This is a genomic window from Dethiothermospora halolimnae, from assembly GCF_037577855.1.
In the GTDB taxonomy this organism is placed as follows: Bacteria; Bacillota; Clostridia; order Tissierellales; family VENL01; genus Dethiothermospora; species Dethiothermospora halolimnae.
Genome location: NZ_JBAKFX010000034.1, coordinates 1 through 17,210, shown reverse-complemented (window position 1 = coordinate 17,210; position 17,210 = coordinate 1). Strand labels below are relative to the sequence as shown.

General features: G+C 31.8%; 18 protein-coding genes, 1 tRNA gene and 2 other annotated features. All 19 genes read left to right on the top strand.

All coding sequences use genetic code 11. From position 1 onward, the window contains the following. The first annotated feature begins 287 nt into the window (after window positions 1-287). Complete coding sequence (locus V6137_RS13365) at window positions 288-1,388, top strand: PIN/TRAM domain-containing protein (RefSeq protein WP_425448447.1); 1,101 nt, start codon at window positions 288-290, stop codon at window positions 1,386-1,388. Between the two features lie 208 nt (window positions 1,389-1,596). Beyond that, a complete protein-coding gene (locus V6137_RS13360; RefSeq protein ID WP_425448446.1) occupies window positions 1,597-1,806 on the top strand; it encodes a helix-turn-helix transcriptional regulator in 210 nt (69 codons plus the stop codon). 27 nt (window positions 1,807-1,833) lie between these two features. Continuing rightward, window positions 1,834-2,538, top strand: coding sequence for a 2-C-methyl-D-erythritol 4-phosphate cytidylyltransferase (ispD, locus tag V6137_RS13355; RefSeq protein ID WP_425448445.1), 705 nt, complete (start codon window positions 1,834-1,836; stop codon window positions 2,536-2,538). 2 nt (window positions 2,539-2,540) lie between these two features. Beyond that, a complete protein-coding gene (gene ispF / locus V6137_RS13350; protein WP_425448444.1) occupies window positions 2,541-3,014 on the top strand; it encodes a 2-C-methyl-D-erythritol 2,4-cyclodiphosphate synthase in 474 nt (157 codons plus the stop codon). A 143-nt stretch (window positions 3,015-3,157) separates the two neighbouring features. Then, a complete protein-coding gene (locus V6137_RS13345; protein ID WP_425448443.1) occupies window positions 3,158-3,886 on the top strand; it encodes an ABC transporter ATP-binding protein in 729 nt (242 codons plus the stop codon). Further along, window positions 3,879-5,060: an ABC transporter permease gene (locus tag V6137_RS13340; RefSeq protein ID WP_425448442.1), complete on the top strand. Its 1,182-nt coding sequence runs from the start codon at window positions 3,879-3,881 to the stop codon at window positions 5,058-5,060. The genes V6137_RS13345 and V6137_RS13340 overlap by 8 nt, the downstream gene beginning before the upstream one ends. 52 nt (window positions 5,061-5,112) lie before the next feature. Further along, window positions 5,113-5,322: a binding site (T-box leader), on the top strand. Between the two features lie 49 nt (window positions 5,323-5,371). Beyond that, on the top strand, window positions 5,372-7,096 hold the full coding sequence (locus V6137_RS13335) for a proline--tRNA ligase (protein ID WP_425448441.1): 1,725 nt from the start codon (window positions 5,372-5,374) through the stop codon (window positions 7,094-7,096). Between the two features lie 378 nt (window positions 7,097-7,474). Continuing rightward, a complete protein-coding gene (locus tag V6137_RS13330; RefSeq protein ID WP_425448440.1) occupies window positions 7,475-7,597 on the top strand; it encodes a hypothetical protein in 123 nt (40 codons plus the stop codon). Window positions 7,598-7,612: 15 nt separating this feature from the next. Beyond that, window positions 7,613-8,482, top strand: coding sequence for a DUF1002 domain-containing protein (locus tag V6137_RS13325; RefSeq protein ID WP_425448439.1), 870 nt, complete (start codon window positions 7,613-7,615; stop codon window positions 8,480-8,482). A gap of 126 nt (window positions 8,483-8,608) precedes the next feature. Continuing rightward, window positions 8,609-10,090, top strand: coding sequence for a glutamate--tRNA ligase (gene gltX, locus V6137_RS13320; RefSeq protein ID WP_425448438.1), 1,482 nt, complete (start codon window positions 8,609-8,611; stop codon window positions 10,088-10,090). Beyond that, window positions 10,088-10,296, top strand: a binding site (T-box leader). (Overlaps the previous gene by 3 nt.) A 115-nt stretch (window positions 10,297-10,411) precedes the next feature. After that, window positions 10,412-11,083: a serine O-acetyltransferase gene (cysE, locus tag V6137_RS13315; protein WP_425448437.1), complete on the top strand. Its 672-nt coding sequence runs from the start codon at window positions 10,412-10,414 to the stop codon at window positions 11,081-11,083. Next, complete coding sequence (gene cysS, locus V6137_RS13310) at window positions 11,070-12,467, top strand: cysteine--tRNA ligase (protein ID WP_425448436.1); 1,398 nt, start codon at window positions 11,070-11,072, stop codon at window positions 12,465-12,467. The genes cysE and cysS overlap by 14 nt, the downstream gene beginning before the upstream one ends. An 8-nt stretch (window positions 12,468-12,475) precedes the next feature. Further along, window positions 12,476-12,901, top strand: a complete 426-nt coding sequence (locus V6137_RS13305; protein WP_425448435.1) for a Mini-ribonuclease 3 — start codon at window positions 12,476-12,478, stop codon at window positions 12,899-12,901. A 261-nt stretch (window positions 12,902-13,162) separates the two neighbouring features. Beyond that, window positions 13,163-14,485, top strand: a complete 1,323-nt coding sequence (locus tag V6137_RS13300; RefSeq protein ID WP_425448434.1) for an FAD-dependent thymidylate synthase — start codon at window positions 13,163-13,165, stop codon at window positions 14,483-14,485. A gap of 64 nt (window positions 14,486-14,549) precedes the next feature. Next, the gene (gene rlmB, locus V6137_RS13295; RefSeq protein ID WP_425448433.1) at window positions 14,550-15,284 is read left to right on the top strand and encodes a 23S rRNA (guanosine(2251)-2'-O)-methyltransferase RlmB; all 735 of its coding nucleotides are present in this window, start codon (window positions 14,550-14,552) and stop codon (window positions 15,282-15,284) included. An 8-nt stretch (window positions 15,285-15,292) separates the two neighbouring features. Then, window positions 15,293-15,814 carry an NYN domain-containing protein gene (locus tag V6137_RS13290; RefSeq protein ID WP_425448432.1) on the top strand — a complete coding sequence of 174 codons (522 nt, stop codon included), beginning with the start codon at window positions 15,293-15,295 and terminating at the stop codon, window positions 15,812-15,814. 79 nt (window positions 15,815-15,893) lie between these two features. Further along, window positions 15,894-16,541: an RNA polymerase sporulation sigma factor SigH gene (sigH, locus tag V6137_RS13285; protein ID WP_425448431.1), complete on the top strand. Its 648-nt coding sequence runs from the start codon at window positions 15,894-15,896 to the stop codon at window positions 16,539-16,541. A 73-nt stretch (window positions 16,542-16,614) separates the two neighbouring features. Continuing rightward, window positions 16,615-16,690, top strand: a tRNA-Thr gene (locus V6137_RS13280). Between the two features lie 80 nt (window positions 16,691-16,770). Then, window positions 16,771-17,210 (top strand): GTP-binding protein (locus V6137_RS13275; protein ID WP_425448430.1); only part of this gene is annotated, 440 nt, incomplete at its 3' end.

Here is a 17,210-nt window from a genome sequence, read left to right as displayed (position 1 = left end):
CTAAAGGTTCCTGTTACATTTAACGATATAAATATTGAAAACAACTATATAATTGGAAATAATATATAAATATTAATAAACTATTCAATATTAAATGTGTCTATGGGTATATTATAAGTAGAGGATTGATTACCTTAAATTTTAGCCTATATTCTATATAATATGATACAAATAATAAAAAATGCTATAAATATAATTAAAACTATGGTTAAATATTGAAAAATGTGGTAAATTAGTTATAGAATGTAGGTATAATGGTAATAATTATAATAGGAGGTGATAGATACATGATATTAAGAAAAATTATAAGGGGAGTTTTAACGTTAATAGGTATAGCCCTTGGCTATGGAGTAGTTGCCCTTTTAAAGTCATTGGATTTATTACAATTTATAAATCAAGACAGATTTTTAATTTATGGTTATGTAGGAGTTAGCTTAATATTTGGAATTATATTTTTTATGATTTCACCAAACATTACAAATTTCACCAATAAAACTTTAAAGAAACTGGAAAATAGATTTCAAGAAATACCTGCTTCTGATATTTTCTTAGGTTCTATAGGTTTAATATTTGGACTTGTAATAGCTTATTTATTAAGTAAGTTGCTTCTTGAGATTCCCTATTACATTGGAGTACCTATTTCAATAGTACTATATATCTTTCTAGGTTATCTTGGAGTAAAAATTCCAACTAGAAAAAGCGATGAGTTCTCTGGAATAACAGACTTCTTTAAAAGGAATAGTAACAAAGAAAAAACAGGAAAATCACAATCTAAATCCATTCCTAAGGTTTTAGATACCAGTGTAATAATTGACGGCAGAATAGCTGATATATGTAAAACTGGTTTTGTGGAAGGCCCCCTTGTTATCCCTGAATTTGTTCTAGAGGAGTTACAGCATATAGCTGATTCTTCAGATTCATTAAAAAGAAATAGGGGAAGAAGAGGACTTGATATGCTAAATAAAATTCAAAAAGAATTGGATATAGAGGTAGTAATACATGAAAAGGACTTTGAAGATATAAGTGAGGTAGATAGTAAACTGTTAAAGTTAGCTCAATTTTTAGATGGTAAAGTAGTTACTAATGATTTTAATTTAAATAAAGTGGCAGAGTTCCATGGAGTAAATGTACTAAATATTAATGAACTTGCCAATGCTGTGAAACCAGTAGTACTTCCAGGAGAAGAAATGAAAGTGCTAGTCATTAAAGATGGAAAAGAATCGGGACAGGGAATTGGTTATTTAGATGATGGAACTATGATAGTTGTAGATGGAGGAAAGAAACATATAGGAAGAAATATAGATGTTTTAGTGACAAGTGTATTACAAACAGCGGCAGGAAGAATGATATTTGCAAAGCCTAAATCAGTAGTAGATAAAGCGGTATAATAATTTTTACTAATAAAAGGAACCCTTGACTTAAGTCAAGGGTTCCTTTTATTAGTCTAACTCTCTGCTCTCTGTACCTTGGACCCTGAACAGAACAAAGAAGGCACAAAGTCTCTTTTGTTCAATGTGCAAAGTAAACTTGACAAGTAATGCAAAGGAAACTATACTTAAGATATAAAGTCTACTTATCATTTAAGGAGGTATATTTTTGAAAAGTAGAATAAAGGAATTAAGAAAGAAACATAAGTTATCCCAAGAAGAACTTGCCCTAGCTGTGGGTGTAACCCGTCAAACTATTACTTCGTTAGAATGTGAAAAATATACTGCATCTTTAGTTTTAGCATATAAAATTGCTAAGTATTTTGATTTGACTATAGAGGAAGTTTTCGATTTTTCTGATGTAGAAATATATAAATGATAAAATTAAGATAAAAGAGGTGATAAAGTGGCATACAAAGGAAAATATATATCAGTGATAATACCTGCTGCTGGTATGGGAAAGAGAATGGATAAAGGAATGAATAAACAGTTTATATTATTGAAAGGAAAGCCTATACTGGCACATACTATTGATAAGTTTAATTCCTGTCCTTATATCGATGAGATTATAATTGTAACTAGAGAAGAGGAAAAAAAATATTGCAGGGATAATATAATTGATAAATATGGTTTCCACAAAGTAAATAAAATAGTAAAAGGGGGGGAAGAAAGACAAGACTCTGTATATAATGGGTTGATAGCGGTGGATAATAAATGCGATATTGTACTTATCCATGATGGAGCCAGACCATTTGTTAATGGGGCTAATATAGCAGATGCCATTAAAGGGGTTATAAAATATAAAGCTTGTGTTATAGGGGTTCCCACAAAGGATACAATCAAGGTAGTAGATGGTTATAGTAATGTAAAGGATACCCCAAATAGAAAATATCTTTGGTCAGTTCAGACCCCCCAGGCCTTTGATTATAATCTTATTTTAAAGGCATATAAGGATGGCATGGCAAATAGTGTATCAGTTACAGATGATAGTATGTTGGTGGAAAGACTAGGCTATGAGGTAAAGATGATAAATGGAAGTTATAATAATATAAAAATAACAACACCTGAGGATTTACAATTTGGAGAATTAATAGCTAAAGGGGGGGAGTAATATTGAGAATTGGTATAGGATATGATGTACATAAGTTAGTTGAAGGGAGAAAGTTAATATTAGGGGGGATAGATATTCCCCATACTATGGGACTTTTAGGTCACTCTGATGCAGATGTATTGTTACATGCTATTATGGATAGTATATTGGGAGCTTTAGCATTAGGAGATATAGGTAAACACTTTCCAGATACAGATATAAAATATAAGGGGATTTCCAGTTTAAAGTTACTAGAAGAGGTTTATGACTTAATGAATGAAAAGAATTATAAAATAAACAATTTAGACTGTGTAATAGTAGCTCAAAAACCTAAGTTGGCCCCTTTTATAGAAGATATTAGAAATAGTATATCTAAAGCATTAAAAACGAATATAGATAATATTAATGTGAAGGCTACAACCAGTGAGAGATTAGGTTTTGAAGGTAGAGAAGAAGGCATATCAGCTCAAGCGGTATGCACATTATGTAAGAAGTAGTGTATATTAAACATAAGGATTTTTAATTTAGTTTAAAAAAATATAACTTAAATTCTTAATTATTAAAGGATTAAGGATTTCATAACTTCAGTTGCTGGGGGATTCGTAATCCCCCAGCTAACTATAAATACAGGAGGTACACCATGATAGAAGTTAAAAACCTGTCTAAAAAGTTTAAAGATGTAGATGCAGTAAAAAAAGTTTCATTTCAAGTTAATAAAGGAACCGTATTTGGATTATTAGGAGAAAACGGAGCAGGAAAGACCACAACCCTTAGGATGTTAGCTACTATGTTAAAGCCAACAAATGGTACAGCTAAGCTAAATGGTGTTGATTTAGTTACAGATCCGGAAGGGGTAAGGGGACAAATAGGAATATTATTTGGAGGAGAAACTGGACTTTATGATAGACTAAGCGCTAGAGAAAATATAGAGTATTTTGGTCTATTAAATGGTATGGACAAAAGAAAAATAGAATCTAGAATTAATACTTTATCAACAATGCTTGATATGGATGACTATATAGATAGAAGGGCAGGTAAATTCTCTAAAGGTATGAAACAAAAAGTATCTATTGCTAGAAGTATAGTACATGATCCTAATATTATGCTATTTGATGAACCAACTTCAGGTTTAGATGTGACAGCTGTAAGGTTAGTCCATGATTTTATAAGGAAAATAAAAGACCAGGGGAAAACAATTATATTCTCAAGTCACTCTATGAATGAAGTTGAAAAATTATGTGATGTGGTAGGGATAATACATAAGGGTGAGATAATTGAAATCGCAACTATAGAGGAGCTTAAAAACAAATATGAAAATATGGCATTAGAGGATATATTTATAAGACTGGTAGGTGGTCAAAATGAATAAATATATGTGGATAGTTCTAAAGAAAGAGTTAAAAGATACATTTAGGGATAAAAAGACTATTATATCAAGTATTCTTATACCAATTCTTATTTTTCCTATTCTTGCCCTTGTTATAGGTTCTGGATCATCGGATTTTATAGGGGAAGGAAATGAAGCTATAGATATAGCTATAGTTGATGAAGGGGAAAGTGAGTTATATGATTATCTAGATAAAAATGAAATGATTAATATATTAGATGTAGATGATAAAGATGAAGCATTGGCTGAATTAGACGTAAAAGCCATAGTTAAAATAGGTAAAAACTTCGATAAAAGTATAAAAGATGGAGAAAGTGGAGATATTGAAATATTATACGACCAAACTAGTATGAAATCAGATGTAGCTAGTTCTAAGCTTAATGGCATAATAAATGGATACTCCCAGAGTATAACCTTAAAGAGGTTAAGTGAATTAGGTGTAGACCCTGAGATTCTTAAACCAATTAATATTCAAATGAAGACGGTTTCTGTAGAGCAAGAAGATGATGGTATGGGACTTATGATCCTCTCTATGATTCTTCCTATGTTACTTGCCATATGGTCAGCTGTGGGAGGACTAGGAGCTGCAGTAGACCTAGGCGCAGGGGAAAAGGAAAGACAGACCCTAGAGCCCTTATTAACCACTAAAGCAAATAGACTATCATTGCTACTTGGAAAATACTTTGCAGTTGTTATAGCAGGACTTATGGGAACCATAGCAGCATTAATAGGTTTTGGTATTGCTAGTAAAATTGATCCTACATTTACAGGAAGTGGTGCTATTTTAACAATAGAATCTATAATAGTAATAGCCCTATTATGTTTGGGATTAGCACTAATATTTGGAGCCATAGAGCTTGCCATAAGTTTCTATGCAAGAAACTTTAAAGAGGCCCAAACATATTCTGCACCTATAACAATAATAGCTATGATACCTGCATACTTTACAATGTATTTAGATGGTAAAGCAATACCAGATCACTATTTTCACATACCGGTGGTAAATGTTATAGCTATTATAAAGCAGGCTATTGTTTCTGTATTTAATATTAAAGATATTTTAATAGTATCGGGCTGGACTGTGATTTATATAGTAGTAGCTTTAACCTTTACAGTTAGAATGTTTAGAAAAGAATCGGTTATATTTAGAAATTAAAAACATTGACAAAGTTTTTAGTTCTAGTATAAAATAGTCATAAAATAATATATAAAATGCGTTGAAGGGAAATAGTAAGTATCTATGATCCACAGAGATGAAATCCTAGGCTGAGAGATTTCTGCTCCTCTAGATACTGAACCCGCCCCGGAGCTTCTAGACTGAGATCATTAGGTCTAGACGGTTATTTACCGTTATTTTAATTAAGTGGATTATATTTTATAATCTAGTAGGGTGGTAACGCGGATAATTCGTCCCTAAGTCAAAAGACTTAGGGACTTTTGTTTTATAAAAAGAAAGGAGAATGTAAAATGAAAATGTCAAAGCTTTATATGCCAACATTAAGGGAAGTGCCTTCAGAGGCAGAACTACCAAGTCATAAATATCTTCTAAGGGCAGGCATGATAAGAAAACTAGTTTCGGGAGTATATTCATATTTACCTTTAGGTTATAGGGTTATGAAGAAAATTGAAAATATAGTTAGGGAAGAAATGGATAATATAGGATCTCAGGAATTACTTATGTCAGCAATACAACCATCTGAGTTATGGAAAGAAAGTGGAAGATGGGATGATTTTGGACCTGAAATGTTTAAGTTAAAGGATAGACATGAAAGGGAGTTTTGTTTAGGCCCAACCCATGAAGAGATTTTTACAGACCTTATAAAAGATGAGTTAAAGTCATATAAACAATTACCTTTAAATCTTTATCAAATACAAACAAAATATAGGGATGAAAAAAGACCTAGGTTCGGTCTTATGAGATGTAGAGAATTTATTATGAAGGATGCATATACCTTTGATATGGATGAAGAAGGTATGACAGAATCCTATAGGGATATGTGGAGAGCATATGAGAACATATTTACAAGATGTGGCTTAGATTTTAGAGTAGTTGAAGGAGATTCAGGAGCTATGGGAGGGAGTGATTCCCATGAGTTCATGGCCATGTCTGTGGTAGGTGAAAGTGAAATAGCCTATTGTGGTGACTGTGATTATGCAGCTACTGACGAAAAAGCCATTTGTGAGTATAAAATAGAGGTAAGTGATAGTAAAGAACTAGAAAAGGAAAAAGTATCAACACCAAACATTAAAACAATAGAAGAACTTACAGAATTTTTTAATATTCCATCAGAGAACTTTGTAAAGACTTTAATATACCAAGGGAAAGATGAAGTTCTAGCTGTACTTATACCAGGAAATAGGGAGTTAAATGAAGTGAAATTACTTAAGCATTTAGCTATACCAGAACATGAACTTGAACTTGCTGATGAGGAGACCATAAAAAGGGTAACCGGTGCTAATGTTGGATTTGCAGGACCTATAGCTATTAGTGATGAGGTTAGAGTTATAGTTGATAAGCGAGTTACTAATATGAAGAACTTTATAGTTGGAGGAAATGAAACAGACTATCATATAAAAAATGTTAACTATAATAGGGATTTTCATGGTGAAATAGTTGAAGATTTATTGCTAGTTAGAGAAGGGGATAAATGTCCTAAATGTGGTAGTAGCTTAAAGATGGATAGGGGAAATGAAGTAGGCAATATATTCCAATTGGGAACTAAGTATAGTGATGCATTAAATGCTACTTATCTTGATAAAAATGGCAAGGCTCAAAAAATATACATGGGATCCCATGGTGTTGGAATATCAAGAACCATGGCTGCTATTATAGAACAATATCATGATGATAAGGGAATTATATGGCCATTATCTGTAGCTCCATATCATGCTGTAGTTACAGTTATAAACGCAAAAAAAGAAGATCAGATGGAATTGGGAGAAAAATTATATAAAGAATTATCATCAAAGGGAATTGAGGTATTAATAGATGATAGAAAGGAAAGGGCAGGAGTTAAATTTACAGATGCAGAGCTTATAGGTATTCCTATAAGAATAGCAGTAGGCAGAAAGGCAAATGAAAATATTGTTGAGTTTGTTATAAGAGGAGAAGGGGAAAAGATAGAGATTAAATCAGAAGAAGTACTTGGAAAGGTAAAAGAAGTATTTAAAAGTCAAGGATTAGATATATAATTAGTAAAAGGGTCTGAATATCAAGTTCAGACCCTTTTGAGTTTAAGTTTGAGATTGAGTCTTAGTTTTAATTCTGAGTTGTTGGGGGATTCGTAATCCCCCAACCCTTTATTTCTTTTTATATTTTGGGTTTATATCCCCCTTCTTATATTCATTTTTTCGATATATCTCCAACCCTAAATCCTTTTTAGGATTTAAAATTCTTGTTGTCATGAAGAAATTATTCATATTATAGAACCTCCAATTCACTTTTACCTTTGAAATTTATCCCAGATTATATTTATTCAATAGAGAAAAAAGTGTTACCTAATAATGTTTTGTATATCTCCCTGTTTTTATGTGAAAAATAAGGGAAAGTTAAATTAGGAGGATTTATAAGTGGAGGAAGAAAAAAAGGACAAAAAGATATTATTAGATAGATTTAGGTTTCTATCAATAGGCTGGTGGATAGTTCATATTTTATTACTTTTAGTAGTTTACTTCATAATAAAGAATTTTTAATGGAGGTTATGACTTATGAAAAGACTATCTATATTAATTATAATTATAATTTTATTAAGTGGGATTTCCTATGGTGATAGCTTTGATAATTCGGTGATAAGCCTAGGTGAAGATTTAACTATAAAAGAGGAAAAAGAAATACTCAACTTTTTTAATGCCAAGGACCACATAAGAATAGTAAGGGTTAGTAATGATGAAGAGAAAAAGTATTTAGGTAAATATATAGATAATAGTTTAATAGGGACTAAGTCTATATCCTGTGCCTATGTAAAGGTACTAAGAGCTGGTGAAGGTATGAATATTGAAACATATAATATAAGCTGGATAACAGAGGGTATGTATAGAAATGCCCTTATAACTGCCGGTGTAAAAAATGCAAAGGTTAAAATAGCAGCTCCTGTTAGTGTTTCTGGGACTGCAGCATTAACGGGGATAATAAAGGGCTTTGAGAATATAACCAATAAAAATATATCCGAAGAAAGAAAAGAAATAGCCAACGAAGAGATAGCAAAAACAGGAACATTGGCTAAGGATATAGGAAAAGAAAAGTCTATGAAGCTAATACGGGAAGTTAAAGAAGAAGTTATAGAAAATAGAGTGAAGGAAGAAAAAGATATAAAAGAAATTATAATTAAAATAAGCGGCAACTTAAATATAAAATTAGCTGATGAACAGATAGATGAAATAGCAGAGTTAATGAAGGGTATATCAAAGTTAAATTTAGACTTAAATAATATAAAAAAGCAAATAAATGAAATTTCAGATGGAATAGATAATATATCTGAAAATAAGAAAGATGAAGAATCATTTTTTACTAAAATAATTAACTTTATAAAGTCAATATTTGAAGGAATACTTACATGGATAGGAAATATTTTAGGGTAAAATATAAATTTATTGTCTATAATCTTGATACAGTCAACTATGTAGTATATAATATACAAATATAAAAAGATATAAGTTCAATCAACACATTTGATATATAAAAATTAGATACAGGGAGGTTACTATATGTCTGATATAAGGGTAAGATTTGCTCCTAGTCCAACAGGATATGTACATATAGGTAGTTTGAGGACAGCTTTATATAATTATTTATTTGCTAAGGGACAAGGTGGTAAATATATACTGAGAATAGAAGATACTGATAGAAGTAGATATGTAGAAGGAGCTATTGAAAATTTAATAGAATCCATGGAATGGGCCGGTGTGACCCATGATGAGGGAGTATTTATTGAAGATGATAAGATAGTACAAAAAGGCGATTATGGACCATACGTTCAGTCAGAGAGACTTGATATATATAATGAATATATAGAAAAATTAATAGAAAAGGGTCATGCATACTATTGTTTCTGTACTAAGGAAAGAATAGATAAAATTAGAGAGGAACAGAAATCCCAAGGTAAAATTCCAAGGTATGATGGCTTTTGTAGAAGCATAGATATAGAAGAGGCTAAAAAGAGGATAGCGGCAGGAGAAAAATACACAATAAGACTTAAGCTTCCAGCAGCAAAGGATGTTAAGTTCCATGATATAGTTAGGGGAGATATAACCATAAATACTAGGGATATGGATGATCAGGTATTAATGAAATCCGATGGTTTTCCAACATATCACTTTGCTGTTGTTGTAGATGATCATTTAATGGAAATAACCCATATTGTTAGGGGAGACGAATGGTTACCATCAACACCTAAACATATATGCCTATATGAAGCATTTGGATGGGAACCTCCCAAATACGTTCACCTTCCAACTGTTTTAAATAAGGATAAAAAGAAATTAAGTAAAAGACAAGGTGATGTGGCAGTTGGGGACTTTAAGGAAAAGGGATATCTTCCTGAAGGTCTTGTAAATTACTTAGCCCTAGTAGGATGGAGTCCCGATACTACAAAGGAAATATTTACAATGGATGAACTTATAGATGAGTTTTCCTTTGACCGAGTATCGAAAACAGGTGGAGTATTTGACAAAGATAAATTAAACTGGGTAAATGGTCAGCATATAAAAGAACTGGATTCCAAAATTGTTACAGACCTTGCTATACCTTATTTAAAAGATGCTAACTATATAACAGAAGAAGATGTGGAAAATAGATATGATTGGATTCAGAAAATAGTAGAAACAGTGCAAGAGAGTTTATCATATATGAAGGAAATAACAGATAAAGTGGATATTTTCTTTAAAGATAAAATGGATCCAGAGGATGATAAGGCATTAGAAATGATAAAGGGAGAACAGGTTCCTGAACTATTAAATGCTTTTAAAGAGGAATTAGAGGGTATAGATGAAGTAGATGAAGAGTTTGCTAATTCTATATTTAAAGTATTAAAGAAAAAGACTGGAATAAAGGGGAAAAATTTATTTATGCCAGTCAGGGTAGCCCTTAGTGGACAACTACATGGGCCTGAGATGACAAATATAATTTTAATTTTAGGGAAACAAAATATACTAAATCGCATAAACTATGTAGAAAATAATATATTATAAAAGGTTATGAAAAGGTAAAGTAGATTTATTAAATTTACAGAGAGGTATCATCATTGGCTGAGAATGATATCAAGTCACTGATAAATTGAAGTGCACCTTTGAACTATTGTCTGAAAAATAGTAGGACTAATCGTTTGGGAACGTTATATCCTATAAAGTGAGGGTAACCTAACTAGAGTGGAACCGCGGAATTAGCCGTCTCTATATATAGAGACGGCTATATTTTTTTTGGCCTATAAAAATAATTAAAAATAAAAAAAGAGGGTATAGAAATAATCTTAGTATTTATAAATTTGTTATAATGGTTTAGGAGGAAGAATTATGTTCGGTAAAATAAAAAAAGATATTGAGGCCGTAAAGGAACGGGACCCAGCAGTTAAAAGCAAGATAGAAATATTATTATGTTATCCGGGACTTCATGCTGTGATTATCCATAGACTATCCCATTGGATTTATAAAAAAGGACTATTTACATTGGCAAGAATTATATCTAATTTAGCTAGATTTTTAACTGGAATAGAAATTCACCCAGGAGCTAAAATTGGAGAAGGGGTATTTATAGATCATGGAATGGGAGTGGTAGTAGGTGAAACCGCGGAAATAGGAAATAATGTTACAATATATCAAGGAGTTACCCTAGGGGGAACAGGAAAAGAAGTGGGAAAAAGACATCCTACAATAGGTAATAATGTAGTTATAAGTAGTGGGGCCAAGGTACTGGGACCATTTAAAGTAGGAGATAACTCGAAAATAGGAGCTGGGTCAGTGGTTCTTAAGGAGATACCTGAAAATTGTACAGTGGTAGGTATTCCAGGAAGAATTGTTGTAAAAGATAATATAAAAATTAGGAAAGTTCATGATGGCATAGATTTAGATCAAGTAAAATTACCTGACCCTATTAACCAAGAGTTGATATGCATGAAAAATAGGATTAGAAGGTTAGAAGGATATATTGAAAAATTAGAAGGGAGAGATAATGATGAAACTTTATAATACTTTGACTAAGAAGAAAGAAGACTTTAAGCCAATTAATGAAAATAAGGTAACAATGTATGTTTGCGGACCCACCGTATATAACTATATTCATGTGGGAAATGCTAGACCTTTGGTTGTATTTGATACATTAAGAAGATATTTTGAATATAAAGGATATGATGTTGATTACTTAGTTAATTTTACAGATATAGATGATAAAATGATAAATGAAGCTAATGCAGAAAATACTACAGTAAAAAAAGTAGCCGATAGATTTATAGAAGAATACTTTGAAGATGCTGAGGGATTACTTTTAAAGGAGGATGAAACTAATCATCCTAGAGCAACCGAAAATATAAGTGAAATAATAGAGTTTATAAAGAAACTTGAAAATAAAGGTTATGCCTATAATGTAGATGGAAATGTTTACTTTAATATTTCAAAGTATAAGGATTATGGTAAATTATCAAAGAAAAACTTAGAGGATCTAGTGTCCGGTGCCAGAATAGAAGTCAACTCAGAGAAAAAAGATCCTATGGACTTTACCCTATGGAAAAAGGAGAAACCAGGTGAACCTTCATGGAATAGTCCTTGGGGAAAGGGTAGACCAGGTTGGCATATAGAATGTTCAGTTATGGCTAAAAAATATCTTGGGGATACAATAGATATTCATGCTGGAGGGGAAGATTTGCAATTTCCCCATCATGAAAATGAAGTGGCACAAAGTGAATGTCTAACGGGAAAACCCTTTGCAAATTATTGGCTCCATAATGGAATGATAAATGTACAAGATAAGAAGATGTCAAAATCAAAGAAAAACTTCTTTACAGTTAGGGGAGTAAGTGAAGAGTTTGACTTAGAAGTGTTAAGATTCTTTATATTATCAGCCCATTATAGGAAACCAGTAAATTATAGTAGAGATGTTGTTATTCAGTCTAAGAATGGTCTTGACAGATTATATAATGGTAAAAAGAATATTGAGGATTTATTAGAAGTTTGCGAAGATAAAGAGTTAGACAGTGATAGTAATGAAATAATTAAAAGTATAAACACATATAGAAATAAGTTTTTAGAAAGTATGGAAGATGATATAAATACAGCCGATGCCATGTCATACTTATTTGAAATAATAAGATACTCAAACTCTAACTTATCTAAAAAAAGTCCTAGGAAGGTTGTAGAAGAAACTTATAACACTTTAAATGAGTTAAGTGGTATATTAGGATTATTATCTAAAAAGGAAGAAATGTTAGATGAGGAAATACTAGGGCTTATAGAAAAGAGAAATGAGGCAAGAAAGAATAAAGACTATGGACTTGCTGATAAAATAAGGGATGATTTGGAAGCTAAAGGAATATTACTAAAAGATACTCCAGATGGAGTAAAGTGGAGAAGAAGTTAGGTGAAATTATGGATAAAAGTTTTTTAAAAAAGATAACTAAAGTTGATAAGAGTTATGATAAAAGGGATGCTAGAATGTTATCCCCACTACAATTAGCTTATTTAGGAGACTCGGTGTATGAGGTCTTAGTAAGAACATATCTTTTGACTAATAATAATGTTTCTGTAAATAAACTTCATAAAAAGGCTATAAAATATGTTAAGGCAAAGGCTCAGGCCGGTATAGTTTTTTCATTAGAAAAAAATCTTACAGAGGAAGAGTGGGGCATTGTGAAATGGGGGAGAAATGCCAAGTCTCTTTCGGTTCCTAAAAATGCCAATATATCCGATTATAAGTATGCTACAGGATTTGAAACATTAATAGGATTTTTGTACTTGACGGAAGAGTTTGATAGAATATTTGATATTTTTGATATTATTATAGAGGAAAAATAGAGTTATTTGAGTCTAACAACGACTTACCCATAGATCATTGTTAGACTCAAATAATAGCTTTAATAAACTAAAATATTAGCATAAATAACATATTTTAAAGTAAGTTAAAATGTTTATTAAGATAACGAAGTGTAGCATCATTAATAGAAGAAGTAAGTTTAGATATTCACATTGAACATACTTTAATATTAATGTTAGTATTTAAAATTAAATACAGTTTATACTTTATTAAAAAATAAATGTTATGAGGAGAATAAAAATATGAAAATTACTAATTTTGAAGATACAGGATTAGATAGGATAAATAATTGGATTGATATAAATAGGATAAATGAGGTAGATGAAAGAAGCATAAAAGAGACACTAAAGACAATAAATATTTCATTTGTTATAGAAGGGATCGATAGAATCCAAAGCACACTTTTATGTGAGTTGAAAGATTCTTATGTTCAACAAAGTCAAAGGTATGTAACTATGGGGGAAGATGCATACATTCTGCCGGAGTTGTCTAAAGAGGATACTGAAAAATCAAAAGAACTATTGAATAGGGTATTTGACTTGTATATTAGAATGTCAGAATTAAAAGAAGGAGATTTCAAGGGGCGACCTAAAATTGGAAATTATAAATATGGAGTTCCAGTAGAAGATGCACGGTATATATTACCATTAGCCACTAAGACAAACTTGGCTGTTGCCATGACGGCGGACAAGTTATTTGATTTATTTTATTTAATCAATGATAAAAAATACTATAGTATATTTAATGAATTTAGAAAAGAAATAAGGGGAAAGTTACCTGTAAATTTAATAAAATTACTACCAGAAAGTTATAATAGTGATAATAATAAAGAATTAATAGAGAAATTTTACTCAGAAGATTTAAAAAAAATTGATAATGAAAATAAAATGGTACTATTAAGCAAGTTTGAAGACCTGGATGTTAAAGTAGGCTTAGGAGCATTAACTAGTACACAATCATCAACGCCTTCTCAAATTTTAACAAAGTGGGGAGATGAAGCTAGAAAGAATGCTAGTGGGGTTGTTAAAAGGGTATTAGGTTATGGTCATGATAGTATTTCAGAACAGGCTAGAACAACTTTCGGAATGATGTGTAGTATGGTTACTTATCATCAACAAATAAGACATAGACTATCGAAAAATCATAGGGAAGATTTCAGTAACCTAATAAAGGATAGGGGAAGAAAAATATTAATACCACCTACTATTAGAACTTCGAAATTTGAAGAAGAGTTTCTAAGTTTGGCTAATGAAACTAAAGATTTTAGGATGTATATATTAAACAAATATGGACAAGATAAAGCATTACCTTTTATTTTAAACTGTGATCAGGTAAAGTTGGTTATTTCGTCCAATGCTAGAATGGACATTGCTATGTTATCTGAAAGGGTCTGTGAAAATGCACAATGGGAAATTAGAGAGTTATCTACTGAAAAACTTATGATATTAAAAAGCTTATCAGAGATACTATATAATAAGGCTCATCCCTCTTGCGTATTTGGTAAATGTAAAGAAGGGAAATTAAGTTGTGGAAAACAAGAAGAGGTAAGAAAAAAATTCATTTAAATAAATCCTGTAGTTCCTTTAAAGATATACAGGAATATTTATTAAAAATAAGGAGTTGATACATATGAATAAACAAAACCTAATTGGGGGAAGAAATCCTATTATAGAGGCCCTTAAGTCGGGAAGAGAGATAGAAAAGATTTTATTATCGAAGGGAGAAAATAAAGGGTCTATAAAAAAGATAGTGGGAATGGCTAAGGATAAGGGAATACCTATACAATATGTAAATAAAAATAAATTAGATGAGATGGCAAATACAAATCATCAAGGAGTAATTGCTATTGCTTCTGCATATAAGTATAAGACATTGGATGATATAATGAAAAGAGCAGAAGAAAGAAATGAAGCCCCTTTTATAATTATATTAGATGAGATAGAAGACCCCCATAACCTAGGAGCAATAATGAGAACAGCTGAATGTGCCGGAGCCCATGGAATAATAATACCCAAAAGAAGGTCGGTTGGGTTAACTTCTACTGTTGCTAAGACTTCGGCAGGAGCCATAGAATATTTGCCTGTGGTTAAAGTATCAAATATAGGCTATGCAATTGATGAACTTAAAAATAAGGGTCTTTGGATATATGGAGCAGATATGGATGGAGAGGACTACTATTTCGATAAAGATTTAAAGGGAGCTATAGGTCTTGTAATAGGAAATGAAGGGAAAGGGATAGGTAGATTAGTTAAAGAAAAATGCGATTTTTTAATTAAAATACCAATGAAAGGGAAAGTTTCGTCACTAAATGCTTCAGTAGCCACATCGGTGATTACCTATGAAATATTAAGACAGCGAACTTAGGTGGTAATATGAAATCAAAGATGAAAGAGTATTTGTTTGTTGATGGATATAATATTATTAATGCGTGGAATAATCTAAAATCATTAACAAAGGTTGATTTAGACGCATCTAGAAATGAGTTAATAGAAATAATGGCAGAGTATCAAGCTTATACTGGAATTGATGTAACTATTGTTTATGATGCCCACTTGGTAAAGGGAAGTATAGAGAAGAAAGAGAATATTAAAGGGGTCAATGTTGTATACACTAAACAAAGAGAAACAGCAGATCAGTATATAGAAAGACAGATAGATAAAATAGGTAAAAGAAAGAAAGTTAGGGTGGCCACCTCTGACTGGGTTGAACAACAAATAGTTTTAGGTAGGGGTGGAACAAGAATATCTGCTAGAGAGCTTAAGATTGAAGTGGAAAATGCAAAAAAAAGGATGGAAAGGAAGAATATCAGGAAAAATGAAACCAATGATATGATTATGGGTAGGCTTGATGATGAGTTAATTGAAAAACTTAACAAATGGCGAAATAATCAGTGATTTAGCTTGACTGGGCGATTATACATAATGTATAATAAAAATATGGTTTTATACTTAATAAATGCTGGAGGGGATGCTGGTGGGCTTAGGTGTACATAATGGAATTATAACAAATACTTACGATATGATGGAAGATGAGGAAATTATTGAAGAAGCCAAAAACGGCAATCCTATGGCTTTAGAGTATCTTATTAAAAAATATAAAAACTTTGTTAGAGCTAAGGCTAGATCGTATTTTTTAATAGGAGCAGATAAGGAAGATATAATCCAAGAAGGGATGATAGGATTATATAAAGCTATTAGAGACTACAAAGAGGACAAGCTTAGTTCCTTTAAAGCCTTTGCAGAACTTTGTATAACTAGGCAAATAATTACTGCTATCAAAACTGCTACAAGGCAGAAACATATTCCCCTTAATTCTTATGTCTCTCTTAATAAACCTATTTATGATGAAGAATCAGATAGAACCCTGTTAGATGTGTTGTCTGGGGTGAAGATTACAGACCCGGAGGAGCTTATAATTAGCAGAGAAGAATTAAGACACATTGAAAGTAAAATTGGTGAAATATTAAGTGATCTAGAATGGGAAGTGCTAATGTCCTATCTTCAAGGGAAATCTTATCAAGAGATTGCTGTCGATTTGGATAGACATGTGAAGTCCATAGATAATGCTCTTCAAAGAGTAAAGAGGAAGTTAGAGAGGTACTTAGAGGTTAGGGAGTTATAGAAAAGAGTTATACATAATTTTGTTATTGACAATGGCTTATGAAAATAGTAAAATTATAGGCAGTGGTATCAATGCCCACGTAGCTCAGCAGGTAGAGCACTTGCATGGTAAGCAAGAGGTCACCGGTTCAAGTCCGGTCGTGGGCTCCATTAATGTGTTTCTAAATAGTACATAAAGAAACACCCGGATAAGTTTTCTAAAAAAGTATAAATATTAAGGAGGAATAAAGATGGGTAAAGCAAAATTTGAAAGAAATAAACCACACGTTAACATAGGAACAATAGGACACGTTGACCATGGTAAAACAACATTAACAGCAGCAATAACAACAGTATTAAACAACAGAGAAGGATCAGGAGAAGCAGTAGCATTTGATAACATAGATAAAGCTCCAGAGGAAAGAGAAAGAGGAATCACAATAGCAACAGCTCACGTTGAGTATGAAACAGAAAACAGACACTATGCTCACGTTGACTGTCCAGGCCATGCTGACTACGTAAAGAACATGATCACAGGAGCAGCACAGATGGATGGAGCTATCTTAGTTGTATCGGCAGCAGATGGTCCAATGCCACAAACAAGAGAGCATATCCTATTATCAAGACAGGTAGGAGTACCTCAAATAGTAGTATTCTTAAACAAAGCAGATATGGTAGATGACGAAGAGTT